The sequence below is a fragment of the Arcicella rosea genome (genome assembly GCF_014204325.1).
In the GTDB taxonomy this organism is placed as follows: Bacteria; Bacteroidota; Bacteroidia; order Cytophagales; family Spirosomataceae; genus Arcicella; species Arcicella rosea_A.
The window spans coordinates 34,134-60,093 of the sequence record NZ_JACHKT010000033.1 but is presented as its reverse complement, the minus strand read 5'-3'; the positions used below and the strand labels follow the sequence as shown (position 1 = coordinate 60,093).

Below are 25,960 nucleotides of genomic sequence, written 5' to 3'. Positions count from 1 at the left end.
TTAGCGATATGACAGATTACTTTTTTATCCCATTTTGAAGTAAATACAAAATTGTACTTTTTTAAGCAAATAAAAATCTTTTGCAAGATATGAGCGACGAGCTTCGAGATTTAATTTTAGAAAAGCTCATCGCTCATGGCTGAAAGCTAAAAGCTATCTAAATCTTACAAATCCAAATACTTCTCCTGCTTTAAAAATTTGTGTTGAGGCAGGTAATTCAACAAAACCATCACAATCTGTCAGATTAGCAAAGTCGGCTGAACCGCTTCCTAAAAAGGGTTTTGCCATCATTTTTCCAGCTTCAAAATACGTTTTTACAGGTACGAAGTAAGTTAAATCTGGCTTGAAAATAATGTCTTTGTCTAATATTACTTCTTCATGTTTGCTCTCTGATTTTAAAGTTGGTAACACATATTTGCAGAAACATAAAAAAGTAGAAACTGGATTTCCCGGTAATGCAAAGATGATTTTTCCAGTTGGCGTTTTTCCAAACCACATTGGTTTCCCCGGTTTTTGGGCTACTTTATGAAAGAGTTTTTCTAAACCTAAATCAGCCAAAATAGCAGGTACAAAATCTTTTTTTCCTGCCGAAACGCCACCGCTCAAGAGTAAAATATTATAAGCAGCAATAATTTCTTTCAACTTTTGGTAGAGTGTTTTTTCTTCATCAATCAAATGAAAAGTACTGGCTTCTATGCCAATTTGCCGCAAAGCCGCCGACAACATATAAGCATTTGAAGTACGAATTTGATACGCCAAAGGTGTTTTATCAATCTCAACCAACTCATCGCCCGTTGAAATAATGGCAATTTTGGGCGTACTATGTACTTGTACTTTACTTTTTCCCACAGAAGCCATTACGGCTATTTCGGCAGGACTAATCTTAATTCCTTTTTGCAATAAAACTTCTCCTGCGTGTCGGTCTGAACCTTGAACATGAACGTTTTGTCCTTTTACAATTTCTTCTTTGGGAATGCTAAGTGATGTCCATTTCGCTTCGCCATCCTGCTGAATATTGATGTCTTCATAACGTACCACCGTATCGCAACCCAAAGGTAAAATTGCCCCCGTCATTACTTCAATGCCTTTGCTGGCATCTTGCAAAGTCTTCTGAGCTTCGCCTGCAAATTGAATATTTTCAATGACAATTTTTTGAAAGTCTATCTTTTCAAAACAAAAAGCCAAACCGTCCATCGCTACTCTGTTGAATGGGGGAAAATCTCGGTCGGCAAGGATATTTTCTGCTAAAATCTTTCCAACGGATGCCATCAAAGGCAATTCTACAACCGCAGTGGTGTGCGGATTGGCTTGTACAATTTTTAGGGCTTCTTCTACTGAAATCATAAGTATTTTTGGAAACTTAGCTGAAAGTCAATTTCGGTTAAACGTAGGGAATCAAGATTAGATATTTACCTTTGTGCAAAATTAAACAGGATTCCTTTGGGAATCGTTGATTCTTTTGATTTTGTTCAAAGGGATTTTTTGACCGATACAATATGAAAACTTTTACGCATTTAGATTCCGATAATCAGCCTTCGATGGTAGATGTTTCTGAAAAAGCCATTACTAAACGCACGGCAATTGCCCAAAGTATTGTGGTACTGACGGACGAAATTATGGCGAATTTTCAGGATGGTGACCTTAAAACCAAGAAGGGTTCTGTGATTCAAACGGCTGTTATTGCGGGAACAATGGGAGCAAAAAAGACTTCAGAGTTGATTCCGCTTTGTCATCCTTTGGGTTTGGATTCTTGTAAGTTTTCAACTGAAATTGTCGGGAATGAAGTGATTATTACTTGTACTTGCTCGCTTACGGCAAAAACTGGGGTAGAAATGGAAGCCTTGACAGGTGTAAGTATTGCAGCTCTGACGATTTATGATATGTGTAAAGCTTTCTCGCACGATATTACGATTAAAGAAACAAAATTGATTGCTAAAACTGGAGGGAAAAGCGATTATAAGCTGTGAGCTTTCGGTCATCGGTCATCGGATTTCAGACTTTGGCTTTAGGTTTTATTTGAGTAGAATTAGAAATAAATAGTTTACTTGACAAGCTTAATAATTAAATGACACAGAGGGAAACAGAGAATACAAAGAGTTTCACAGAGAAACATTAAGATAAAAAGCTCTGTGAAACTCAGTAAAACTCTGATAAACTCTGTGTAATAAAAATTAAGTTAAAGAAAACCGATGACCCAAATCCAAAATCCCAAATCCGAAAGCTCAGAGCTCAGAGCTCACAGCTACAAGCTAAACGCTTTAATTCTTTCAGGCGGAAAAAGTACTCGCATGGGAACAGAAAAGCGTTTGCTGAATTATCATGGCAAAACTCAGGAACAGTACTTGTATGATTTACTAAAACCTTTTTGTAATGAAGTATTTGTATCAATCAATGCTAATCAAAAAACGGAATTGCCTTATATTCAAGACCTTGAGCTTTCGGTAAAAAGTCCGATTGTCGGAATTTACTCTGCTTTTCAACAATTTCCTGATACAGCTTGGTTGGTTCTTGCTTGCGATATGCCTTTGGTGAGTGAGGAAACGATTGAATTTTTAATCAATAATAGAAATCCTGAAAAGTACGCTACGGCTTTTGAAAACCCAGAAGAGCATTTCCCAGAACCTTTGCTAACGATTTTTGAAGCTAAATTTTTCGAGCCTTTACAAGTATTTATTCAGCAAGAAAAAAAATCGACAATGCGATTGCTACAAAGTTTAGACATCGCATTACTTCAAGTTCCAGATGCTAAAATGTTGAAGAATATTAATACTGTGGAGGAGTTTAGAAGCTTTCAGCTATGAGCTGTGAGCTTTCGGACTTCGGATGTCAGATTTCGGCAATTAGTAAAGCTGTGAGCGATGAGCTTTCAGTTATCGGACTTCGGATGTCGGATTTCAGTAAAATAGTATATTTTTAATCCTAAAATATTCATTCTTCATAAACAAAACATACCTTAAAAAACTCAAGGCTCAAAGCTCATGGCTCACAGCTAAAAAAATATTATGTCCGAAATCCTAAATAAAACGCTCATCATCATCGTCGGGCCAACGGCTGTTGGGAAAACTGATTTGTGTGTAAAACTTGCCAAATTACTTGATACAGAAGTTGTTTCGGCAGATTCTCGCCAGTTTTATCGTGAATTAGCCATTGGTACAGCCAAACCGACCGAAGCAGAAATGGATGGTGTAGTGCATCATTTTATTAATTCACATTCCATTCACGACTATTATTCGGTTGGTGATTTTGAACGTGATTGTTTGAAGGTCTTAGAGGAAATATTTAGTAGAAAAGACGTAGCAATTCTAACAGGTGGTTCAGGAATGTTTGTCAAAATGATTACTGATGGCATTGACGAAATGCCCGAAGCTGATTTGGAATTGAGACAAAAATTGGCTGAACGTTTTGAAAAAGAAGGTTTAGTACAATTGCAAGAAGAATTACGAGTACTCGACCCAGTCTATTTTGAACAAGTAGATGAACAAAATACACAAAGAGTATTGCGTGCATTGGAAGTTTGTTTATCGACGGGCAAACCTTTTTCAAGTTTTAGAAAAAATCAAAAAGTTCAGCGACCTTTCAAAATGTTAAAAATTGCCTTGGAACGTCCACGAGAAGAACTTTATGCCAGAATTGATACTCGAATGGATATTATGTTAGCCGCAGGTTTGGAAGAAGAAGCCAAAGCTGTAATAGATTACCGAGAACATTATGCTTTGAAAACTGTAGGCTATAGAGAAATTTACGAACATTTGGACGGTGACTACGACCGTGAAGAAATGATAAGATTATTGAAAAGAAATTCAAGACGATATGCCAAACGCCAAATGACTTGGTTTAAAAATCAGGATGAATTTCATTGGTTTGATGCTAAAAATGTAGCGGAAATCACCGAATTTATTACAAACGAGCTAAAACAAATGTAGCGAAACCTAAAAGGCTTCGCTACAAATCATCCTTAAACCAAAACTAAATAGATAATGTGTTCTAAAAATGCCAATTAAGGCAAATTCGACCTAAGGTCGAGTAAGATTATTGTTATTCTTCACGCTTAAAAGCTTGAAGTAAAATTCTGCTTCCAATACTTAATAAACGACTTTCCTTATTCAATATTGTTTTTTTCTGAATATCAGGAATAATATTTTTTGACTTTATGTCTTTTCTTTCAACCTTCTTTCCTGACAGCAAATTATGTGGAAATCCGATGGCTAATGTGTTATTAGATAAAGTGATAACCGCAAATAATGTAAGAGCAATTGTAAAAGATTTCATCGTTATGATTCGTTTTAAATGTTCTATATATGTGTCGCAGGAGTGGTTCTTTAATTACAATACAAAGTTAAGTGTTTTGTTAGGTACTATGCAATACATAATACCATAATTTTGTTAAAATCTGTACAAGTGGTTAAGAAAAAGGATGAATGGAATTAGGTTTGTCTATAAGATGTCAGAAAAGTATAAAACGTTGCAAGAGAAATATTTTTTTTGAAAAATATTTGTAATTTTTTTTCTCATAAAAATACTACAATCTCTAATTTTAGCATAGCCTAAAATTTTTTAGACTTAGAATATTAATATTTTTGAAGGGTTGTTACGTATATTGTGTATGGTTGAAGTGCTTGCAAATTAGAATAATTGAGCATAGATTTCGGAAAAATCAATATTTACTAATATTTTGTTCTGGGAGATTAGTTCTTGGAAAAATTAAATAAATCAACTCTAAAAGTTGAGCTTTCTCGTCATGCAAACTATTTTAGAAAAATTAAACATTAAATCCGTCAATTTCGGAACAAGTACTGGTTTACAGGCTTGGTCGTCTGGTGAAGAATTACTCGATTCCTTTTCGCCTGTAGATAATCAATTGATTGCTCAGGTCACAAAAACTACTTTTCAAGATTATCAACAAGTTGTTGAAAAGGCTAATGATGCTTTTAAAACTTGGGGAAATATTCCTGCACCTCGCCGTGGCGAAATTGTTAGACAAATGGGAATGGCTTTCCGTGAATACAAGGCTGAACTTGGGAAATTAGTTTCGTATGAAATGGGGAAAAGTTTACAAGAAGGCTTAGGCGAAGTACAAGAAATCATCGACATCTGTGATTTTGCTGTAGGTTTATCTCGCCAATTGTATGGATTAACGATGCACTCCGAACGTCCAGAACACAGAATGTACGAACAATATCATCCTTTAGGAATCGTTGGCATTATTTCTGCGTTTAATTTTCCTGTTGCCGTTTGGTCTTGGAATGCCATGATTGCTTGGGTTTGTGGCGATGTTTGTATCTGGAAACCTTCTGAAAAAACACCATTGACAGCTATTGCTTGTCAGCATATTATTACTTCAGTATTAAAAGAAAATAATATTCCCGAAGGTGTTTCTAATATTATTACTGGCGATTATCAAGTAGGAGAATGGCTTAGTTCAGATACCAGAGTGCCTTTGATTTCAGCCACAGGTTCAACCCGAATGGGAAAAATTGTTGGAGCAACGGTTGCCGCAAGAATGGGCAAAAGTTTATTAGAATTGGGCGGAAATAATGCCATTATCATTACCGAGAATGCAGATTTAAACATAGCCATTCCTGCCGTAGTGTTTGGAGCAGTGGGTACGGCTGGTCAGCGTTGTACTTCTACCAGAAGATTAATTATTCATGAGTCAATTTACGAATCAGTAAAAGAACGTTTAATAAAAGCATATCAACAATTACGGATTGGGAATCCTTTAGATGAAAATAATCATGTCGGCCCATTAATTGATAGCAAAGCTGTTGAAGCATATAATGCCGCTGTTGAAGCGGTACATCAAGAAGGTGGAAAAATGTTGGTTGATGCAGAAGTACTTTTAGGTGATGGCTACGAATCTGGTTGTTATGTGAAGCCTTGTATTGCTGAAGTAAAGCCCGATTTCAGGATTGTAAAGCATGAAACTTTCGCTCCAATTTTGTACCTTATGTCGTATTCAACCATTGAAGAAGCAATTGATATTCAGAATGATGTACCACAAGGCTTGTCGTCTTCAATCTTTACTTTGAATATGCGAGAAGCAGAAATGTTTTTATCAGTAAATGGCTCAGATTGTGGCATTGCTAATGTAAATATTGGTACTTCTGGTGCAGAAATCGGCGGAGCTTTTGGTGGAGAAAAAGAAACAGGTGGCGGAAGAGAATCTGGCTCTGACGCTTGGAAAGCTTATATGAGGCGACAAACCAATACCATCAATTACGGCAAACAATTGCCTTTGGCACAAGGAATAAAATTTAATTTATAGTTAGTGATTGAGTGAGTTGTGAATGAGTGATTTTTTGTAATTCTATTATTTACCTTTCAAATCGTTCATTAATTCACAACTCATTCAATCACTCATTCACTAAATCACTCATTCACAACTAATTATATAATTATGAAAACGCAAGAAACAATCACTAAATCTCTCATGGAAAAGCTCTGGGAGGGCTATTGCCAAAGAGTAAAATATGCAAAACAATATGCAGACTTGGTGTTATCAAAAGGTGGAAATATAGTGAATGACCATTGTGCTTTCCGTACTTTCAACACATTAACAGGTAAGCAACCAGCGGGTATTTCAGCGATTTCAGAAATACTTGAAGCCATGGGTTATGAAAAAATATCACCCTATTCTTTTCCTTCAAAACATTTGAATTCATTTCATTATCAACACCCTACCAATATTAATTTTCCGAAATTTTTTGTAACACAATTAGAAGTAACTGAACTTTCAGAAGCAACACAAGATCTGATTAATGAAGCTGTGAAAGATGCTCCTGATTTGTTAGCTGGTGAAGCTCGTCAATTATTAGCTTCTTTAAAACATAATAAAGAATTGATTTCTGCCGAAGCCGACCGTTTAGTGGAAGCATTAGTGAAATATTTTGCTCGTACTTGGTCTCCAGTTAAAAAGGAAACAATTCTAGCGGTTAATCAAGAATCTCAATTTGCTGCTTGGACGCTCTTGCATGGTAATTCAGTCAACCATTTTACGGCTTATATTAATTATCAAAATGTACCAGAATGGGATGGAATTGAAGGCACAATGGCAGCCTTGGAAGGTATAGGTGTACCGATAAAACCTGCGATTGAAGGTGAAAAAGGAAGTAAACTCCGCCAAAGTTCAACCCAAGCCATTGATGAAGATTGTCCAGTGATTGAAGTGGATGGAAGTTTAGGAACACTTAGTTGGTCGTATGCTTATTACGAATTAGCCGAAAGAGGATACCTTGAAACGGATGGTAAAAAAGTTTGGTTTGATGGTTTCTTAGGCGAACAAGCAACCAATCTTTTTGAAATGACAAAAAGAAATTAGGAGTTTGGTTTTCGGATTTCAGTAATCGGATTTCGGCATTTTCAAACGAGTTTAGTAAGCTTGTTATGCAATCAAAACTCGACACTTCACAACAAGTAAACTTCATTTCTCAAAAACTGTCAGTTTTTAGACTTGCCTAAAAGCTGACAGCTAATCGAATAAAATCATGAAAAATATATTAGTAATTGGGATGGGCAAAGTCGGCTCATTGGTGGGGATTCTATTGTCCAAACGATTTGAAGTAAAGGGTTTAGATAAGAATTCTCCTTCATCAGCAATTCCTTTTGAAGTAATCAAAGGTGATGTTACAGACTTAACTTTTTTGGAAAATTTAATTCCAACATTTGATGCTATCGTTTCTTGTATGCCCTATAATTTGAATTTAAAGATTGCTCAAACGGCTCATAAAAACGGGAAACATTATTTTGATTTAACAGAAGATGTACCAACTACAAGTGCTATCCGAAAAATGGCAGAGGAGGGAAGTACAGCAGTTTTAGCACCACAATGTGGCTTGGCTCCGGGCTTGATAGGTATTGTTGGTGCAGATTTAGCCAAACGTTTTACCAAGCTTCGAGATATTGAATTAAGAGTTGGTGCATTGCCAAAATACCCCAATGGACTGCTGGGATACTCTTTTACGTGGTCGCCAGCGGGCGTGATTAATGAGTATATCAACGATTGCGAAGTAATTCATAATGGGAAATTGAAATTAGTATCAGCTTTGGATGGTTTAGAAACCATCAATATTGAAGGAAATGAATTCGAAGCTTTTAGTACTTCTGGAGGCTTAGGTACTATGTGTGAAACTTTTGAAGGAAAAGTTGATACACTGAATTATAAAACGATTCGCTATCCCGGTCATGGAAAGTTAATGAAGTTTTTACTCTATGAATTAATCTTAAAAAATCGCAGAGAATTATTAGAAGAAATTATTACAGAAGCCAAACCGCCTGTGCAAGAAGATGTTGTTTACGTATATGCTGTAGTGGAAGGTTGGAAAAATGGCGTTATAGAAAGAGAAGAATTTTATAAGGCTTATTCGCCCATTTTGATTGATGGAAAACATTGGCGAGCAATTTCATGGACAACAGCTGCTTCAATCGTGAGTGTTATTGAAATGGTAGCGGACAAGAAATTACCACAAAAAGGATTTATTAAACAAGAAGATATTGACTTTAATGATTTTTTAACGACAACTACAGGGACGTTTTTTAAATAAAATATTAATTTTTAATTCTTGGTTTTCAATTGGCTATTAAATGTTTTATTTAGCCAATTGAAAACTTTTTCTATTTTTGTGAAAAAACGGATTCAAATGTCTGTTTTTGCCTTTTTGTATGAAAATACATCTTCCAAAAAGAAGTTTAAAAATATTAATTTATTGATAATGCTTCTTAGCACCTCCTCCAAACAAAAACTACTAAAATTGTTTAACTAACCTTTATCGAAATGATTTTTTTTGCTCGTGGAATAGTATCGGATGATGAGATTTTGTCAGGAATTTTAGGTGACTCAGTACTAAAAAGAGCTACTGAAAATAAGCTGTACGAACAATTCGCTTATTTGATGAAAGATGCTACGTTTAAACATCAACTTTCTGAGGATGAGGCAGCAAGTTTATACTCTGATACCATTCTTGCTGTTATCGAAAATATCTTAAATAAACGCTTTGAAGGCAAATCTTCCTTAAAAACATATCTTTTTCAAATTTTTTCTAATAAATGTGTTGACTTCTTACGAAAAGCTTCGACTAACAAGATGAGCGTCTATAAAACTGAATCAATAGATGATTTATTAGTCGCTGTGCCAGATGAAACCAAGAGTATTTTACAAAAAATGGTGTCTGAAAACGAAGTAAATATTCTAAGAACCAAGATTAAACAAATAGGAGAGAAGTGTCAACAAATGATGATGGCTTGGAGCGAAGGTTTAGCAGATGAAAAAATAGCTTTTGAAATGGGTTATCAGTCTGCTGGAGTAGTGAAAACGAGTCGTTTGAGATGTTTAGAAAAATTAAAAGCCTTGTACAAACAAATTTGAACTTGTAATTTTTTTGATACCTTTTTCCGAATCTAAAGAATACGTTCTGTTTCTATTAATCAATTAAAATTGTAAGAAGATGTTAGAAAGAATTGAATCATATTTTAATAATACTTTAAGTAATGAAGAGCGTCAATTGTTTGAAACACAATTGGCGAATGATACAACTTTGGCAAACGAAGTAGCATTTTATTTAAACACTAAAATTGCCGCCCGTGAAAATGCCAAAGAAAAGAGGAAACAGGAGTTTGAAGAGCTTAGAAAAAAGCTAGCGAAAAATAATAAAATTCGTCTGAACGGATGGATTACGGGTATCGCCGCTTCGGTTCTTATCGCATTTATTACATGGGTTTTTGTTCAAAAGAATGGTGTAAACGCTGACGAAATTGCTGATGTGTATATCCAAGAGCATTTTGAGAATTTGCCTGTGAAAATGGATGGTAGCACAGATAGTTTACAAATGGGTTTGAGATTTTTCAATCAAAAAGCATTTAATAATGCTCAATCTGTTTTTGAGGAAATGTTAGAAAGAAAACCTGACAGTGCAGAAGTTTTAAAAGTATCTGGCATTACAGCATTGAAATTAGGCGATTATCAAAAAGCAGTAATTCGTTTTCATGAATTAGGTGAACAGGAAAACCTATTTGCCAATCCAGGGAAATTCTATGAAGCTCTAGCATTGATGAAAATTAAACCTTTGAACAAAAAAGCTATAGAGGAATTACTCAATGAAGTAATTAATAATGATTTAGAAGGAAAACAGACTGCCATTGAAATACTTAAACAATTATAACTGCCTCAATTTTAACTTAATATTCAATTGCTATGAGAAGATCACTATTATTACTTCTACTCTCCATCGTTTTACTGGTAGTCCTATTTTTTTACTTTATGGGTTTAAAACCTAGTAGTGCTAGGAAAGAAATAGTTGCACCAATTAAAACTAAAATTGATTCGCTGATTCAAGCCAAACCAGATGTCTTTCCCTACTCTTATGTGGAAGGAACAGGTTATGTTTTAAAAGATAAGCAAGTAGTATATTTTGGTAAATCAGATACTACCGAAGCTAGGAGACAAGAAGTAATTGCAGAATTTCAAAAAGAGTTAGAAGCTTATTGGAAATGGGAAATTTTATTCGGCAATAAAAGTCTTGTGGCAGATTCAAGTGCAGTTGCTTCGTCACAAGAGACTCCCGGAATTACAGACAGAGTTGGGCAACTTTTCGATGTTACAGATTTAATCAAAGTTGAAATTGATACTGTTAATAATTGTAAGTGTGATAAAAACTTTATTCTTCTTTCTGGAAAAGATTTACACTTGATTAATACAATTCCTAATCCAGATGGAGGAGTAATTGGTAGTGGACCACCGCCACATGATATTGTGCCAATTCCAAGTACTGAAAGTATTCCACTTGATTCTGTTTCGTTTTTAGTGAATGCTAAAGGAGCGAATCAAACGATTGTTCCAAATGGAGCGAAGGGGAAAGTCTTGGTTGGAATTATTGATACTGGTTTTAATGCAGAGAGTTTTAATGATGGATATTTTACTACTGGTTTGGATTATAATTTCTTGAACAATACCAATCAAATTCAAGATAACAACGCAGACATTCATGGCACTAAAGTGTCGAGAATTATTATCCAAAATGCTCCTAAAAAAGACCAAATTCAATTAGTCGGTTTAAAGACTTTTGACGAAAATTATGCTGGAGATTTATATCACAATGTTTGTGCTTTAATTTATGCCCATAAAAATAATATTAACATCGTCAATGCGAGTTGGGGTACTTATTTGAAACAATCAGATGCAGTTTTTTCTGCTGTATTGAAAGATTTACAAAATGCTGGTATGGTTTTAATTTGTTCAGCAGGAAATGATAATCTGGATATTGATGATGAGAAATTCTGGCCTGCTTGCTATGCGGGTAATGATACTTTAGGAACCAATGTGATTTCAGTAACTAGTAAAAGCGGTACAATTTGTCAGAATCAATCGAAATCAGGAAAGAACATCAATTTTACAGTAAAAGCGGATGAAAATTGTAAACATAATGTTCCTAACAGTTTAGCACAAAGTGGTTCATCTTTTGCAGCACCTTATGTGACTTCGGAAGTAATAAAATATTATTTAACAAACCCCACAAGGTTTAATAAGACAATTTTTGCTAATACCTTAACTGCAACACCACCCGCCAGTGGTATTTCTGTCTATCAAAATCCATAAAAATTGATAGATGCTAAATAGTCTGATTGTCTTTTTGGGAAGATATATCAGACTATTTTTTATACTTTCACCTTTAGTAATTCTATGTATGGGTCGCCTTTTAAGCCATTACTGCCAACATATTAAGTATTTTTTCACCGAATAATTGGTTTCCTTTAATACTTATCTGTTTGGCAGCTCTTTGTTTATTGATTCCTTTTGTAAAAATTCTCCAAGCAATTTCTCCTTCTATTGTTACTTCGGTAACAGGTTTTTGAGAAGGATTTAGTGTTAAATACCATTGTTTTCCATCAAATTCAATGAACCAATCTCCGCCACCATCACCGCTGATGCTGAATTTTATTAATGCTCCTTTAGATGCTTCTACATTTCTATAATGATGTGGCAAAGCTCGCATGGATGTTTCTAAATAGGGGAAGTAAAATTCTTGAGTTAAAAGTTCAGCCGTTTGCCCAACTGCAAACCTAATTTGTTGTTGATGATGCCATTTTTCTGTGTATTCTCTTGCGATATGAAACCAATTTGACGATTGCTCCTCGCCAGCCCAAGCAACTGAAAATGTTGCTGGCTCGAAAGGGTCGAGTGTTTTTAGGTATTCGCAGTATTCCTTTCCAGTTGAAGTGAGTAATTCAATAATGATTTTTGGGCTTACTCTTTTCATTGCCGTTACCCAATCATGATTTAATTTATTGAGGTAATCAAGTAAATCTTGATATGAATTAATACTTTCAGGAATCACGCCAAAATATTGGTCTCTCAGCATTGATAATGCCCTGATATTTCCATCTAACAAATGCAAAGCAATATCTTTTACGTTCCAAAGTGGAGCGATACTTTGTTTTTCCCAGTCTTGTGGAGAAAGAGATTGAAGTACTTCGATCAACTTTTCGTCAAGTTTCGGTAAAAGGTCAACCGTGAAAATTGGCTTTGTTAGTATCATAGTTTAGTTTTTAGATTTTCAAATTAATAAAATTTATCGAGGCTTCGATATAAAAATAAAAAGGTTGACAAAATGAATTTGCCAACCTTTTACTGATGAATTTTAATATTAAAACTTCCATCTTACGAAAGCTTCCATTGCTTCGTATTCTGCTAAACCTAGTTTGTTATAAAGTTTGGCAGTGTTACTGTTTCTATCTTCAGCACGTTGCCAGAATTCACGGTCGTCAGAACCTTGGAAAGGAACACCATCTTTTTGTGATTGGTGTTTGAAAATACCATAACGTTTCTTCAATACTTGGTCGGGTGACATCGGTACAGCCATTTCGATTTGGTCGATATCCCATTCTTGCCAAGCACCTTTATACAACCAAATCCAACAATTGTTCATGTACTCACGGTGTTTCAATTTCTGTGCTGCCTGAATGATAGCGTCCAAACATACTTTGTGTGTGCCATGTGGGTCGGCTAAATCGCCAGCGGCATAGATTTGATGTGGTTGAATTTCTTCAATCAAATTCAATACAATTTCTACGTCTGCTTCGCCAATTGGATTTTTCTGAACAGTGCCCGTTTCATAAAAAGGCATATCCAAAAAGTGAATATTTTCTTTTTTGATGCCTACGTAGCGGCAAGTATTTTTGGCTTCACCTCTACGAATCAAACCTTTGATATAACGTACTTCTGGTGTATCAATTTCAGAGTCTTTTTTCGCTTTTAAGAATTTAGCTGCTTCACGATAAATACGGTTAGCTTTTGCATTATTTGCTTCAAATCTTTCATTGAAATCAACCACAAATTCAGCAAAACGCAATGCTTCATCATCGGCAACGGCAATATTTCCAGAAGTCTGGTAGGCTATATGTACATCATGACCTTGGTCATGCAAACGTTGGAAAGTACCACCCATTGAAATAATATCGTCGTCTGGATGTGGACTGAAAATAATTACTTTCTTTCTAGCTGGATAAGCACGTTCTGGTCGGTTAGAGTCATCCGCATTTGGTTTTCCTCCTGGCCAGCCAGTAATACTATGTTGTAAATAATTGAAAACTTCAATGTTGATATCGTAAGCTTGTCCGTATAAAGCCAATAAATCTGAAAGACCATTTTCGTTATAATCTGAATTGGTCAATTTTAAAACAGGTTTATTAACTGTCAATGCTAAATGAATAACGGCTTTTTTAATCATTGGTCTGTCCCAATTCACAGCGTCCACCATCCAAGGCGTTCTCAATCTTGTCAATTGCGAAGCAGCCGAAGTATCAATAACGAAACTAGCATTTTCATGCAATTGTAAATATGATGCTGGAACATCTGAACTTACAGAGCCTTCAACAGCACGAGCAACGTTGGTTGCTTTGTGTTCACCCCAAGCTAATAAAACTACACGTTTGGCTTCCATGATTTTTTGGACACCCATTGTGATAGCTTTCTTTGAAACTTTTGCTAAACCACCAAAATCGCCAGCGGCATCAATTTGGGTAGTTAAATCAAGTGTCATCAAACGAGTTCTTGAGTTAATCAACGAACCCGGTTCATTAAAACCGATATGTCCGTTTCTACCGATACCCAGTAATTGAAAATCTAGACCTCCGTATCTTTCAATTTGTGCTTCATAATCTTTACAGAACTCTGCTAATTTTTCGAGCGGCAAAGTTCCGTCTGGTAAATGCCAGTTACCTGAAGGAATATCAACATGGTCAAAAAGTTGTTCACGCATGAAACGTACATAACTCTGTACAGAATCTGGTTGCATCGGATAGTACTCATCAAGGTTGTAAGTAACTACATTCTGGAAACTTAGACCTTCTTCACGGTGCATTCTGATAAGCTCCGCATAAACTTTTTTAGGAGAAGAACCCGTAGCTAAACCTAAAACTGCGGGTTTGCCTTCAATACTTTTTTGACGAATAATGCCAGCAATTTCATGAGCAATTGCCCGAGATGCAGCATCAGAATCAGCATAAATAATAGTTGGAATACGTTCGTAACTAATGGCTTGTTCCATGTTAAATCAATTTGAAAATTAGAAAGATTTGTATGATATTTTATGGCTTGTTTCGTGTTAAAAACACTAATAATGATAATAATTTTATTCCTTTCTACTAACTACAATTACCTCTAACCCTAGATTATCCAAGATTTTATTAAGTGTTTTTATTGATGGGTTAGCCTTACCTAATTCGATTGAGTGAATGGTTTTGATAGCAACATCACTTTTTTCACTAAGGTTTTCTTGGCTAAGAGAAAGAGTATTTCTTCTCTCACGGATAACACTGCCTAATTGTTCGAGATTCATATTTCAGAATTATTTTACTGATATTTTTGCAAAGATACAATTATTATTTGAAATTAAAAGTATTGTTCGGCAATATGTTTCCGATATGTTAAATTAATTAATTGCTTTTGTTAATTTATCATTATGTGTAGGGGTAGAGCTTCTTTTGGCTGTCAGAATAAATAAATTGCCACTCATCATATACTTCTGCTTCTTTCTTCATAAAGAGAAGTAATTTTGTATTATTCAAATGAATTGGTTTAGCTATTCTTTTATAAAACCTTTTTGAAAAGCGATATTTTTATGAGTTTGTAAGCGTTTCTAAAATAAATTAAAGAGAATTTATGCAGCGTTTCTTTACGATAAAATTGATAATTTCTAGAGAATAGTTGAATGTTTTTTTATAATGAGAAGTAAATCAGAAATTTGTGTTTTAGTATTTCCTTGAAATTCTAAAAAGAAGACTAAATTTTAATACTTTCAAAACTAAAAACTAAAATTGATTTCTTGCGTTTCAAAAGTACTAACATATATCCAAATATTAAATTTCACATTTCCAATTTCAGTCTATGATAAACCTTATTCGAAAATCCTTACTGATACTCTTAATTTTACCGTTTGAAATGTTTGCCCAGTCTGATAAATTAACTGTCAGTGGCTACATAAAAGATAATAAAAATGGCGAAGGCTTGATTGGCGCATCCATTTTTGTAAAGGAATTAATGACAGGTACTACCACAAATACCTACGGTTTTTATTCTTTAACACTTCCTAAAGGCAATTACTCGTTAATAATTAGCTCAGTTGGCTATCGTAAATCGATTAAAGACATCAAATTAATCGACCAAAATGTTACTTTGAACGTAGAGGTGCAAGAAGATGGTCAGGAATTAGCAGAAGTTGTTGTGAATGCTAAACGTGAAGACGACAACGTTCAGGCGATAGAAATGTCTGTCAATAAAATAGACATGAAGACCATCAAGAAAATCCCTGCTTTGTTAGGCGAGGTAGATTTGGTGCGTGCTATTCAGTTATTGCCGGGTGTTTCTACCGTTGGCGAAGGTGCAAGTGGTTTCAACGTGCGTGGAGGTGGAGTTGACCAAAACTTGATTCTTTTGGATGATGCTCCAGTGTATAATTCTTCGCACCTTTTCGGTTTCTTTTCTATTTTTAATCCAGATGCTGTGAAGGATGTGAAGCTCATCAAAGGTGGAATCCCTGCTCAATATGGTGGACGTGGGGCATCAATTCTAGATGTAAAAATGAAAGAAGGGAATGCCAAAAAGCTTGAAATTAATGGAGGTATTGGAGCAATATTCAGCCGACTTTCAATTGAAGCACCTATTGTAAAAGACAAAGCTTCGTTTATTGTAGCGGCTCGTCGTTCTTATATTGATGTTTTGGCAAAGCCATTTTTAACGGGAGATAATGCCGATTCAAAATTCAGTTTTTATGATTTAACAGCCAAAGTAAATTATAACATCAATCAAAATAATACAGTTTTCCTTTCTGGTTATTTTGGTAGAGATGTTTTTGGAAATGACTTTGGCTTTAACTGGGGTAACAGTACACTTTCTGCTCGTTGGAACCATGTATTTAGCTCGAAGTTATTCTTGAATGCCACGGCTTTTTACAGTAATTACGATTACTTACTGGATTCTGATTTAGCTAACAAACGCCCTAATAATGCTTTCAGATGGACTTCTAATATCGAAAATCTAAGTTTCAAACCTGATTTTACTTATTATATCAATCCTGAAAATACTTTGACTTTTGGTGGACAAGTATTGAATTATGATTTTACGCCAGGTTCGGCAACAGCAAGTTCAAACGGAGATAAGCGTACTTTTGGTTCTGCTCCTAAAAATGCGGTAGAGTATTCTGCTTATGTAGGAAATGAAATGAAAGTTTCTTCAAAATTATCTTTACAATATGGTATTCGTTTTTCAAGATATGATTATACCAGCAAAGAAGATGTATATTATGAAAGAGTAAAAGTTGGAATTTCTGATGAATTTCCTTCTGGTTATGACATCAACACCAAACCAAACGACCCGAATAAAGTATTACAAAGTTATCAGAACTTTGAGCCAAGATTTAGCATGAAATTGGAAACTAGCGAGAGCAGTTCTATTAAAGCAAGCTATAACCGAATGGCTCAATATATTCACTTAATGTCAAATACTGCGGCATCAACGCCATTAGATGTTTGGACATCAAGTACTAATAATATCAAGCCTCAATTAATTGATCAAGTTGCTTTGGGCTTTTTCAAAAACCTCGGAGAGAATGAATATGAAACTTCAGTAGAAGTATATTACAAAGATTTACAGAACCAGATTGATTATGCCGACCGTTCAGATTTGTTTTTGAATCCTGAATTTGAAAAAGATTTGATGTTTGGAAAAGGTCGTGCTTACGGTTTAGAATTATACGGGAAGAAAAACAAAGGTAAATTGACAGGTTGGGTAAGTTATACTTTGGCAAGAACAGAGCGTTTGGTAGAAGGATTGAATAATAGTGATTGGTATCCGAATCGTTATGACCGTACTCATACTTTGAATGTTGTGGCTCAATACGAAGTCAATAAAAAATGGAGTTTCGGTGCCAACTTTGCTTATATTTCAGGTGTTCCGTATTCTTTAGGAAAAGCACAAGGCTACTATGAAGGCTTGCCGATTGGGATAACTGATAATGGCGTAAGAGGAAACGTGAGAGTGCCATCTTATCATCGTTTGGATATATCAGCGACTAAAAAGAATAAAAAAGCACTATTCGGAAAAGGCGAATCAGAATGGGTTTTTTCTGTGTACAATTTATATAATCGCAGAAATCCATTCTCAATTTATACAAGACCAAAAGAAGAATCGGCACAGTCGCAAGTGGGTGTCGTTCAGAATGAAGCTGTACGTTTATCAATTATTGGTTCATTTATTCCATCAGTAACGTACAATTTTAAATTCTAAATAACGAAATTTTAAAAGTATCAATCATGAAATCAATTATTAAAACTATATTTTCCTTATTTATTGGCATGTCACTGATGAGTTGTGAGGATGTCATAAACTTAAATGTTCCTGAAACTGAAAAGTATTTGGTAATAGAAGGAACAATAACAGATGCTGCTGGCGAACAAGTTATTAAATTGAGTGAATCTCAAGCTTTATTGAGTAGTAGCACAACGCCAAGAGCTATTACAAACGCTGTAGTCAAAGTAACCGATAATACGGGAAAAGTTTATGAGTTTAAAGACTTAAAAAACGAAGGAAAGTATGTTTGGTCTCCTGCGAGTACTACAGAAAAAATGGGTACTATCGGTAAAACTTATACTCTAAAAATAGAAGCAGAAGGAGAGACCTTTCAAGCAGTATCAGAATTGAAAAGAGTTCCTAAAATTGATTCTATCGTTTATAAGTATGAAGATAGTCCTAACTTAAATCAAACAGGTGATGACAAACCCAAGGAAGGCTACGATGCTAATTTTTATGCTAAAGACTTTGTGGGAGTAGGGGACTGCTATCGTGTAAAAGTATATAAAAATGGAAAGTTGTTCAGCGGAGCAGAAAATATTGTTATTGCTTATGATGCACTTTTGAATAAAAGTAGTGTTGGCGATGGACTGATGTTTATTTTACCACTTCGTCGTGCTATTTCTCCAGAATTATATGCTGAAAATGATAAATTGAAGGTAGAACTAAGTTCTATTACAGAAGCCCATTTTGATTTTTGGACACAGTTGCGAACAGAATTAAATAATTCAGGCTTGTTTGCTACACCTGCGGCTAGAATTCCTTGTAATGTGATTAATGTTAATTCAAGCTCAAAAAAGAAAGCTGCGGGTTGGTTTGGAACTTCTGCCGTTACTTCATTTGAAGTAACGATAGATAAAAATAAAGCAGTGAAAGAATTTAATGATTAGATTTGTAGCTTAATATGGCTTTCAGTCGTCGGCTTTCGGCTATAAGCTTTCGGTTGTTTTTACAATTACTGAAACCCGACGACTGATAGCCGATAGCAGACCAAAAATAAGAATATGGAAACCAAACAAAAAAATAATCCATTACATGGAGTAACCTTAGAAAATATCGTGAACCATTTGGTGGCTTATTACGGTTGGGAAAAATTAGGAGAATTAATCAATATTCGTTGTTTTAATTATGACCCAAACGTAAAATCAAGTTTGTCTTTTCTCAGAAAAACACCTTGGGCAAGAACGAAAGTAGAATTACTTTACATGAAAAGTTTAAGAGACATTGCTAAAGCTGAAAAGCTTAATGCGGCTAAAAGCAATGAGATTTGAGCAATTAGATTTTCAGCTTCATAAAATACTCAAACATAAAAATCCCGAAAGTGAACCATTCACTTTCGGGATTTTTTTTGTTCCTAAAGTCCTAAAGTCCTAAAGTCCTAAAGTCCTAAAGTCCTAAAGTCTAATTAATCAATTTAATCACATAACTGTACGAGTATTTTTTATCCAACATTCTGTACGGTTTGTGAGGTAATTCTCCCCAACTGTTATCACCACCAACACCACGCTGATTTAAGTCAATGTGTAAAGTATTTTCATCACGAATCTTTATATCTGTCGGGTGTTGTTGTTTTTTCGTATTACCTGGGTCTAAATCTTCTGCTTTGAATGGTAACAAACTAAAACAGAATTCTTTTGGAGCTTCTATTTGCAAGCCCTGACCTTGTTCGTTTACAACTTTCAACCAACGAGTATCGGTATGATAACCATGTTCTTGTGGACGAATATAATTACTTACGATAGTTTTGGGAGCTACTTCTTCATAAACGCCCAAGAAAGAAGCCGTTTTACGGTCGCTGTAATTTTCTAAAGGACCACGTCCGTAATAACTTAACTGATTAGTAGCTTTATTCAACTGTAATCTCATCCCAAAACGAGGAAGTTCTGGCAAATTACGTTCGCCCATATCCATCGTTGCCGTTACTTTTACTGAACCATCTCCTTGAATTTGATAAACCGTTGAATAAGGAACATTGATACCTGAAAGCTCATAATTGACCGTGATTTGTAAACTTCCGTCAGCTTGTTGCTCGCCAACTTCTACTTTTTTCAAAGTTTTGTTTACATGTGCATTTCTCCAAATCCCTAAATCTGTTCCCATTTCGTTTCCAAAATCATTGTCAGTAGCAGCTCTCCAAAAATATGGTTCAGGGAATTGATTGATAAACTCTTTGCCCGAATTCAACGCATATTTTGTCCAACGTCCTCTTCTTGTATCAAATTCACCAGTAATATTTCCAGCTGTAAAACGTATTTTGTTTTGTTCACGAGTAATTTGTACGCCAGCTTTTACTGGTGATTTGGCAGCAATATCAAAATACGATTGTTCGCTCAACACAAATTGTTCACGAGCCACTTCATGTCCAACTGGCACTAAAGGACTTTCTATTTTTGTAAAAGCAAATACCGAAAGGGTATATTCTGCTTGGTTATCAATGGCAGGAATTGGCAAGTGAATTTCTTTTTCTTGCTTTGGAGCAAGTGAAACTGTAAAATCTCCTTCTTTTTGAGCTACCCCATTTTTCAATAAAATCCATTTGAATTGATAAGTATCTAAATTGGTAAAATCAAAAACATTTTGAACAATAATATCGCCTTTAGCAAGGTCTTTTTTCTTGAATAAAATCGACTGATATACCTTTTTTACTTCAAATAAACCGGGATGTGGCGTACGGTCGGCAGCTACAACGCCATTGGCACAGAAGTTTTCGTCATTTTGTAGATAATATCCTCCTAAATCGCCACCGTAGGCAAAAAATGGTCTTCCGTCTGTAGTAGTGGTTTGCATTCCTTGGTCAACCCAGTCCCAAATAAAACCGCCTTGCATATGTTTTGAACTAGCAATAATATCCCAATATTCTTGAAAATTACCATTACTATTTCCCATAGCGTGCGAGTACTCGCACATGATAAAAGGTCTAGTTTTAGTAGCATCTTTAGCATAAGATACCATTAAGCCAATTTCTGGATACATCGGACAAACGATGTCAGTATTGGCATTTTCACCTGCTTGTTCTGATTGTACTGGGCGAGTTGAATCTTTTTCTTTCAACCATTTATAAGTTTCATAAAAAACTGGCCCATTACCACATTCATTTCCTAAAGACCAAATAATTACCGAAGGATGGTTTTTATCACGCTCAAACAAACGAACAGTACGGTCTTTATGTACATCAGCCCAAAGTGGCAAATAAGCAGGATGTTTCGATTGGTCAAATTTTCCTTGCCATTCTGCACCCATTGCGTGTGTTTCGATATTGGCTTCATCAACTACATACAATCCATACTCATCACAGAGTTTATACCAATAAGGGTCGTTTGGATAATGGCTGTTTCGTACTGAATTGATATTAAATTGTTTCATCAATTGAATATCTTTCAACATCAATTCACGGTTTGGCACGTGTCCTTCCACAGGGTCGTGTTCATGGCGATTTACTCCATGTACCAAAGTAGGTACACCATTTACCATTAATTGAGCATTTTTGATTTCAATTTTCCTGAAACCAATTTTTGTACTGGTAATTCCCAAAACATTGCCTTTTGTATCTTTCAAAGTCAAAATACAATCGTATAAATTTGGAAATTCTGCACTCCATTTAGCTGGATTAGCGATTTTTCCGTCGATATTTACGGCTAAAGTATTAGGTTTTACCGCTACTTGTTTCGAGAAAATCGTCTTTCCAGCTTTATCCTGAATTTCAGCTAATACTGTTCCTGCTTGAATGTTACTTTCACCAAACTTGCGAAGCGAAATGGAAGCACTGAACAAGCCGTCGATATAATTTTTATCTAAATCAGCTTTCAAGAAAAAGTCCCAAAGACTTGTTTTGGGCAAAGCGTACATAAATACATCACGTTCGATACCCGACAAACGCCAAAAATCTTGGTCTTCAAGATAACTTCCATCATGCCAACGATATACTTGTACTGCCAATAAATTATTTCCTTTTTGTAAATAAGGCGTAATATCAAATTCGGCTGGCGATTTTGATACTTTCGTCATGCCAACTTCTTTGCCGTTTACGTACACAACGGCATAGCCAGTGATTGAACCGAAATGCAATAAAATTTCACGACCATCCCAAGTACTTGGCACAGTGAAATTTCTGCGGTAGCTTCCTACGGGATTGTCGCCACCAATAAATGGCGGATTTTTAGGATATGGATAAATAATATTGGTATAAATCGGCGTTCCAAAACCTTTGCGTTCCCAGTTTGAAGGTACTTTTAAATCATTCCATTGACTGTCGTCTAAATTGCTTGCAAAGAAGTTTTTAGGACTTTTTTCGATAGAAGGAGCAAAATTAAATTTCCAAGTACCGTTTAAAGATTGATAAAAAGGAGATTTTGCATAATCATTTTCAAGTGCCGTTTGTTTGTTCTCATAAACCATAAAATCGGTATGGGCTGGCTCTTTGTGTATATCTACTAAAGCAGGATTTTCCCAAGGATTATTACTTTGTGAGAAACTTGCATGAGCAATCAATACACTTAACAACAATAGTTTTTTCATTTATTTTGTCTAGTTATTTTATTTATTATTATTTATGATTTCATTTCCTAAAAAAGGTTTAGCCAAAGTGCTTATATTTATTAGATGCAAGGAAGTATGCTTTTATACTCCATTTTTTCGATAAATATTATTATTCTAATATTTTCTTGTTCATTGAAGCAGTTTAAATGAATGATGTTATAAAATTCTTTATCCTTCAAAAAACAAATTTCATCCTGACTAAAACTGGATTTGTCGGAATTACTTTTCAAAATGAAGTAATCTTTGATTGTTTTGAATCAGAAATCACAACAAAGAATTTTGAATTGATTAGCTCAAATTTCAAAAGTGATGGTTTTAAAATAACGATTCATTAAATTTAAACTAGCATCAAGTACTCTTTGTAAATACTGAAAATTGTGCTTGTGCTTTTTCCGATAATAACTATGGACTATATCAAACCTGTCATCACAAAGACGTATGAAGTTGAAGGCATAAAGAATCTTCATCTCAAAAATTTCTCTGGCAATATCGAATTGATTGGACATGAAGAAAACAGCATCAAAGTAGAAGTATTTGCTACTGTGAGAAGTGTGTTTACTTTTTTTATCATCAAAGATCCTTTGTTGGAATTTGATTTCGACACACACAATTTATTGATGAACGTTGTGGACGATACGCTGATGATTTCTTCAAAACCCGATTATTTTAACGTCTATAATTGGTTTAATTTCCAGACTACTTCTTTCAGAATTTACTTGCCTGCTACGGTAAATAGTTATTCAAAAACGTATGGCGGAAAAGTTGCTTTGAAAAAACTGGAAGGTAATCATGCTTTTTCTACTTGGGGCGGAGATATTTCTGCCGAACAAACCAAAGGAAATGTTGAAGGCAAAACAATGGGTGGAAAAATCCATTTGTTAGAATGCGAAGGTAAAATCAACGCTTCAACAATGGGTGGAAACATCTTTGTGGCTGCCAATAAAGCAGATATTAACATTGATACCAAAGGCGGAAATATGTATATCCAAAACCACGAAGGCGAAATTCATTGTTCAAGTTGGGGCGGAAATATCGAAGCTTTTAATGTGAATGGCTTTTTAGAGTGTAATACTGCTGGAGGAAACATTTACTTGAAAAATGTAAATGGAAATATCGGAGCAAGCACCAAAGGCGGAAATATCAAAGCAGAAGTAAATGAAATCAATCAGTACGCATGGTTTGATACCGCAGGTGGAAATATTAAAATTGCTCTTCCGCTCGAACAACCAATGGATTTAGAAGCCTCCGCCAGTCGAGTTTATACGCCCATGTTTACTGATTTTTCGGGTTATCAAACCAAGCAAAGTATCAGAGGAAAATTGAATGGCGGTGGAGCAAACGTAACTATTAAAACCTTAGCAGGCAAAATTGATATTACAAACAGTATTTTTAGTAATACTTATCAACCCAATAAGCCAAATACTCCGAAAGAAGTATTTCAGCAAAACGAGGAAAAAAAAAGCCCTAATTTTTCCAAAATAAAACCACCAGTCGCCAATAAACCTTTTGATAAAAATGAACACGAATTTGTGTTAAAGCCTTCGTATGATATTTATTTTAGTGTTGTTTTTTGTTTGTTGGTGGGTTACGCTTTTACTTGTGTTATTTTTTTTACCTTAAAAATCAGTCATCTACCCATTGATTTTACCAATATTTATCAAAATATTTTCTACCTAACTTTAATGAGTGCTTTAGCTTCCTGTGCAGCGATTTATGTTTTTTTAAACTTTATAGAAAATAGAATTCCTATTGATTGGGTGAAGATTTTCCCTTTAATGGGCTGTTCTTTACTTTTTGGTAATCTTTTTCATTCAACGCTTATTTGGCAAGATATAGGCAATAATTTGTGGGAGCTTAACAAAACGGCAGCTTTTTATTTTTACTTTATTCTTCCTGTATTGATTAGTTGGGCTTATCTTTTTTATTGGCTCAAAACACGAAGTATTACTCGCAAAATTTCAGAACAGGAGTATCAATTATTGAATTTAGAAAAACTAAAATCTAAAGCACAATTAGATGCTTTAGAAGCTCGAATCAATCCGCATTTTTTGTATAATTCTTTGAATAGCATTGCAGGATTGATTCATGATAAACCTGATAAAGCCGAAGAAATGACGATTCAATTATCAAAATTGTTTCGCTACACAACAGGACGCACCGAAGAGAATTTTCATACTTTGGCAGATGAGTTAGAAATCATTAAAGCTTACTTAACCATTGAAGAAGTACGTTTTGGACATCGTTTAACCTATTCCATTGATTGTGAAGAAAGTATTTTGGAAGAAAAAATTCCTCGATTTTTGTTACAACCTCTGGTAGAAAACGCTATCAAACATGGTATTTCAAAAATTGCCAGTGCAGGAATTATTTCTGTTAAGATTACCGAAGAAGAACAAAATATTTTAATAAAAATCCACGATAACGGCCCAGATTTTGGCGAATCCTTTGGCGGAGGCTTTGGTTTACGAAGTATTAAAGAAAAACTAAAAATTGTTTACGGCGATAAAGCAACCATTGATATTAAAAATCAGCCAGAGAAGGTGGTGATGATTTTGATTATGAAGTGATTAGTGATTGGTAATTAGTGATTAGTTTTTATTTACATTAACACTTAACCAAATTAATTTTAATAAAACTAATTACTCTTGAAGATACATACATTGGCGAAAATCATCTTATTTTTTCAATAGGAGTGGACTTAAGTCCACTATTGAAAAAATTAACACAAATAATTTATTAACTCTCAATTTAAAAAATCTAATCACCAATTACTAATCACCAATCACTTAGAAATGCAATACAAAACCATACTCATAGACGACGAACCGATTTCAATTAGTCGAATGCGAAGACTTTTGAAAGATTATGACGATACTTTCGACATCATTGGCGAGGCTTTGAACGGACAAGAGGGCTTGGAAATCATCGAAGATTTAAAGCCTGATTTAATTTTCTTAGACATCGAAATGCCCATTCTTTCGGGTTTTGAAATGTTGGCAAAGCTTACTTATATGCCGATTGTAATTTTTGTCACTGCCTTCGACCAATTTGCGATGAAGGCTTTTGAAGAAAATTCTATTGATTATTTATTGAAGCCTATCGAAAAATCAAGGTTGGATAAAACGGTACAAAAACTGCTGAAATTTACAGAAAACCAATCGTTAAAACTTTCTTCCGAGAGTATTCAATCTATTTCGGAATTGCTAAAACCTAAAAAAGAAATTCATTCTATTTCTGTAAAGAATGGCGATAAAATTTTAATCATTGCTTTCCACGAAATCGCCTTTTTTCAGGCAGATGATAAGTATGTATTTTTAAATACTGTCGATGGAAAACAACATATTACCAATTATACCATTGCCAACCTTAGCGAAAAACTACCCGACAGCTTTATCAGAATCAGTCGCTCGTGTATTGTCAATGCTACCAGAATAAAAGAATTAGAAAGACATTTCAACGGCAAATACTTGGTAGTAATGCAAGACCAAAAACGAAGCAAATTAGAAACAGGCGTTTCTTTCCACGATAATTTAAAGCGATTGATGGAGATTTAGGGATTTCGGGATTTGGGTTATCGGATTTCGGATT

General features: G+C 34.8%; 20 protein-coding genes. 14 read left to right on the top strand and 6 right to left on the bottom strand.

Annotated features, from left to right (window positions below):
• Positions 1-153: 153 nt before the first annotated feature.
• Positions 154-1,344 (bottom strand): molybdopterin molybdotransferase MoeA, encoded by a 1,191-nt coding sequence (locus HNP25_RS17930; RefSeq protein WP_184136438.1) that lies wholly within the window; start codon positions 1,342-1,344, stop codon positions 154-156.
• 152 nt (positions 1,345-1,496) lie between these two features.
• On the opposite strand from HNP25_RS17930, the gene moaC reads away from it, so the two are divergent.
• The 3 genes from moaC to miaA all read left to right on the top strand — a co-directional run bounded on the left by moaC (position 1,497) and on the right by miaA (position 3,923).
• Positions 1,497-1,967, top strand: a complete 471-nt coding sequence (gene moaC, locus HNP25_RS17925) for a cyclic pyranopterin monophosphate synthase MoaC (protein WP_184136436.1) — start codon at positions 1,497-1,499, stop codon at positions 1,965-1,967.
• A gap of 222 nt (positions 1,968-2,189) precedes the next feature.
• A complete protein-coding gene (locus HNP25_RS17920; RefSeq protein ID WP_184136434.1) occupies positions 2,190-2,801 on the top strand; it encodes an NTP transferase domain-containing protein in 612 nt (203 codons plus the stop codon).
• 201 nt (positions 2,802-3,002) lie between these two features.
• On the top strand, positions 3,003-3,923 hold the full coding sequence (gene miaA, locus HNP25_RS17915; protein WP_184136432.1) for a tRNA (adenosine(37)-N6)-dimethylallyltransferase MiaA: 921 nt from the start codon (positions 3,003-3,005) through the stop codon (positions 3,921-3,923).
• 112 nt (positions 3,924-4,035) lie between these two features.
• Here the strand turns inward: miaA and HNP25_RS17910 are convergent, their stop codons facing one another.
• The gene (locus HNP25_RS17910) at positions 4,036-4,269 is read right to left on the bottom strand and encodes a hypothetical protein (protein ID WP_184136430.1); all 234 of its coding nucleotides are present in this window, start codon (positions 4,267-4,269) and stop codon (positions 4,036-4,038) included.
• 469 nt (positions 4,270-4,738) lie between these two features.
• On the opposite strand from HNP25_RS17910, the gene amaB reads away from it, so the two are divergent.
• From amaB to HNP25_RS17880, 6 genes are all read left to right on the top strand, one after another.
• Positions 4,739-6,265: an L-piperidine-6-carboxylate dehydrogenase gene (amaB, locus tag HNP25_RS17905; RefSeq protein ID WP_184136428.1), complete on the top strand. Its 1,527-nt coding sequence runs from the start codon at positions 4,739-4,741 to the stop codon at positions 6,263-6,265.
• 132 nt (positions 6,266-6,397) lie between these two features.
• Positions 6,398-7,318: a DUF1338 domain-containing protein gene (locus tag HNP25_RS17900; protein ID WP_184136426.1), complete on the top strand. Its 921-nt coding sequence runs from the start codon at positions 6,398-6,400 to the stop codon at positions 7,316-7,318.
• 166 nt (positions 7,319-7,484) lie between these two features.
• Complete coding sequence (locus HNP25_RS17895; RefSeq protein ID WP_184136424.1) at positions 7,485-8,540, top strand: saccharopine dehydrogenase family protein; 1,056 nt, start codon at positions 7,485-7,487, stop codon at positions 8,538-8,540.
• A 230-nt stretch (positions 8,541-8,770) separates the two neighbouring features.
• Positions 8,771-9,361, top strand: coding sequence for an RNA polymerase sigma factor (locus tag HNP25_RS17890; RefSeq protein ID WP_184136422.1), 591 nt, complete (start codon positions 8,771-8,773; stop codon positions 9,359-9,361).
• A gap of 79 nt (positions 9,362-9,440) precedes the next feature.
• Entirely contained in the window at positions 9,441-10,154 is a 714-nt protein-coding gene (locus HNP25_RS17885; RefSeq protein WP_184136420.1) for a tetratricopeptide repeat protein, read from the top strand.
• 32 nt (positions 10,155-10,186) lie between these two features.
• Complete coding sequence (locus HNP25_RS17880; RefSeq protein ID WP_184136418.1) at positions 10,187-11,587, top strand: S8 family peptidase; 1,401 nt, start codon at positions 10,187-10,189, stop codon at positions 11,585-11,587.
• A 100-nt stretch (positions 11,588-11,687) separates the two neighbouring features.
• On the opposite strand, the gene HNP25_RS17875 is transcribed toward HNP25_RS17880, so the two are convergent.
• The 3 genes from HNP25_RS17875 to HNP25_RS17865 form a co-directional block, all read right to left on the bottom strand.
• Positions 11,688-12,527: a maleylpyruvate isomerase N-terminal domain-containing protein gene (locus HNP25_RS17875; protein ID WP_184136416.1), complete on the bottom strand. Its 840-nt coding sequence runs from the start codon at positions 12,525-12,527 to the stop codon at positions 11,688-11,690.
• Between the two features lie 108 nt (positions 12,528-12,635).
• Positions 12,636-14,537 (bottom strand): glucosamine-6-phosphate deaminase, encoded by a 1,902-nt coding sequence (nagB, locus tag HNP25_RS17870; protein ID WP_184136414.1) that lies wholly within the window; start codon positions 14,535-14,537, stop codon positions 12,636-12,638.
• 84 nt (positions 14,538-14,621) lie between these two features.
• A complete protein-coding gene (locus HNP25_RS17865) occupies positions 14,622-14,828 on the bottom strand; it encodes a helix-turn-helix transcriptional regulator (protein WP_184136412.1) in 207 nt (68 codons plus the stop codon).
• A 548-nt stretch (positions 14,829-15,376) separates the two neighbouring features.
• Between HNP25_RS17865 and HNP25_RS17860 the strand changes: the two genes are divergently transcribed.
• The 3 genes from HNP25_RS17860 to HNP25_RS17850 all read left to right on the top strand — a co-directional run bounded on the left by HNP25_RS17860 (position 15,377) and on the right by HNP25_RS17850 (position 19,107).
• Positions 15,377-17,773, top strand: a complete 2,397-nt coding sequence (locus HNP25_RS17860; RefSeq protein ID WP_184136410.1) for a TonB-dependent receptor — start codon at positions 15,377-15,379, stop codon at positions 17,771-17,773.
• A gap of 26 nt (positions 17,774-17,799) precedes the next feature.
• Positions 17,800-18,726 (top strand): DUF4249 domain-containing protein, encoded by a 927-nt coding sequence (locus tag HNP25_RS17855; protein WP_184136408.1) that lies wholly within the window; start codon positions 17,800-17,802, stop codon positions 18,724-18,726.
• A gap of 114 nt (positions 18,727-18,840) precedes the next feature.
• Positions 18,841-19,107 (top strand): VF530 family protein, encoded by a 267-nt coding sequence (locus HNP25_RS17850; RefSeq protein WP_184136406.1) that lies wholly within the window; start codon positions 18,841-18,843, stop codon positions 19,105-19,107.
• 130 nt (positions 19,108-19,237) lie between these two features.
• Here the strand turns inward: HNP25_RS17850 and lacZ are convergent, their stop codons facing one another.
• A complete protein-coding gene (gene lacZ / locus HNP25_RS17845) occupies positions 19,238-22,351 on the bottom strand; it encodes a beta-galactosidase, LacZ type (protein WP_184136404.1) in 3,114 nt (1,037 codons plus the stop codon).
• 425 nt (positions 22,352-22,776) lie between these two features.
• Here lacZ and HNP25_RS17840 point away from each other — a divergent pair, with 425 nt between their 5' ends.
• Together HNP25_RS17840 and HNP25_RS17835 are read left to right on the top strand one after the other, a co-directional pair.
• A complete protein-coding gene (locus HNP25_RS17840; protein ID WP_184136402.1) occupies positions 22,777-24,939 on the top strand; it encodes a histidine kinase in 2,163 nt (720 codons plus the stop codon).
• A 225-nt stretch (positions 24,940-25,164) separates the two neighbouring features.
• Positions 25,165-25,926: a LytR/AlgR family response regulator transcription factor gene (locus HNP25_RS17835; protein ID WP_184136400.1), complete on the top strand. Its 762-nt coding sequence runs from the start codon at positions 25,165-25,167 to the stop codon at positions 25,924-25,926.
• The last annotated feature ends 34 nt before the right edge of the window (positions 25,927-25,960 follow it).

Bases quoted from the DNA above. Each gene is read 5' to 3' on its own strand.
- HNP25_RS17930 (WP_184136438.1), bottom strand. From the start codon at position 1,344: ATGATTTCAGTAGAAGAAGCCCTAAAAATTGTACAAGCCAATCCGCAC.
- moaC (WP_184136436.1), top strand. From the start codon at position 1,497: ATGAAAACTTTTACGCATTTAGATTCCGATAATCAGCCTTCGATGGTA.
- HNP25_RS17920 (WP_184136434.1), top strand. From the start codon at position 2,190: ATGACCCAAATCCAAAATCCCAAATCCGAAAGCTCAGAGCTCAGAGCT.
- miaA (WP_184136432.1), top strand. From the start codon at position 3,003: ATGTCCGAAATCCTAAATAAAACGCTCATCATCATCGTCGGGCCAACG.
- HNP25_RS17910 (WP_184136430.1), bottom strand. From the start codon at position 4,269: ATGAAATCTTTTACAATTGCTCTTACATTATTTGCGGTTATCACTTTA.
- amaB (WP_184136428.1), top strand. From the start codon at position 4,739: ATGCAAACTATTTTAGAAAAATTAAACATTAAATCCGTCAATTTCGGA.
- HNP25_RS17900 (WP_184136426.1), top strand. From the start codon at position 6,398: ATGAAAACGCAAGAAACAATCACTAAATCTCTCATGGAAAAGCTCTGG.
- HNP25_RS17895 (WP_184136424.1), top strand. From the start codon at position 7,485: ATGAAAAATATATTAGTAATTGGGATGGGCAAAGTCGGCTCATTGGTG.
- HNP25_RS17890 (WP_184136422.1), top strand. From the start codon at position 8,771: ATGATTTTTTTTGCTCGTGGAATAGTATCGGATGATGAGATTTTGTCA.
- HNP25_RS17885 (WP_184136420.1), top strand. From the start codon at position 9,441: ATGTTAGAAAGAATTGAATCATATTTTAATAATACTTTAAGTAATGAA.
- HNP25_RS17880 (WP_184136418.1), top strand. From the start codon at position 10,187: ATGAGAAGATCACTATTATTACTTCTACTCTCCATCGTTTTACTGGTA.
- HNP25_RS17875 (WP_184136416.1), bottom strand. From the start codon at position 12,527: ATGATACTAACAAAGCCAATTTTCACGGTTGACCTTTTACCGAAACTT.
- nagB (WP_184136414.1), bottom strand. From the start codon at position 14,537: ATGGAACAAGCCATTAGTTACGAACGTATTCCAACTATTATTTATGCT.
- HNP25_RS17865 (WP_184136412.1), bottom strand. From the start codon at position 14,828: ATGAATCTCGAACAATTAGGCAGTGTTATCCGTGAGAGAAGAAATACT.
- HNP25_RS17860 (WP_184136410.1), top strand. From the start codon at position 15,377: ATGATAAACCTTATTCGAAAATCCTTACTGATACTCTTAATTTTACCG.
- HNP25_RS17855 (WP_184136408.1), top strand. From the start codon at position 17,800: ATGAAATCAATTATTAAAACTATATTTTCCTTATTTATTGGCATGTCA.
- HNP25_RS17850 (WP_184136406.1), top strand. From the start codon at position 18,841: ATGGAAACCAAACAAAAAAATAATCCATTACATGGAGTAACCTTAGAA.
- lacZ (WP_184136404.1), bottom strand. From the start codon at position 22,351: ATGAAAAAACTATTGTTGTTAAGTGTATTGATTGCTCATGCAAGTTTC.
- HNP25_RS17840 (WP_184136402.1), top strand. From the start codon at position 22,777: ATGGACTATATCAAACCTGTCATCACAAAGACGTATGAAGTTGAAGGC.
- HNP25_RS17835 (WP_184136400.1), top strand. From the start codon at position 25,165: ATGCAATACAAAACCATACTCATAGACGACGAACCGATTTCAATTAGT.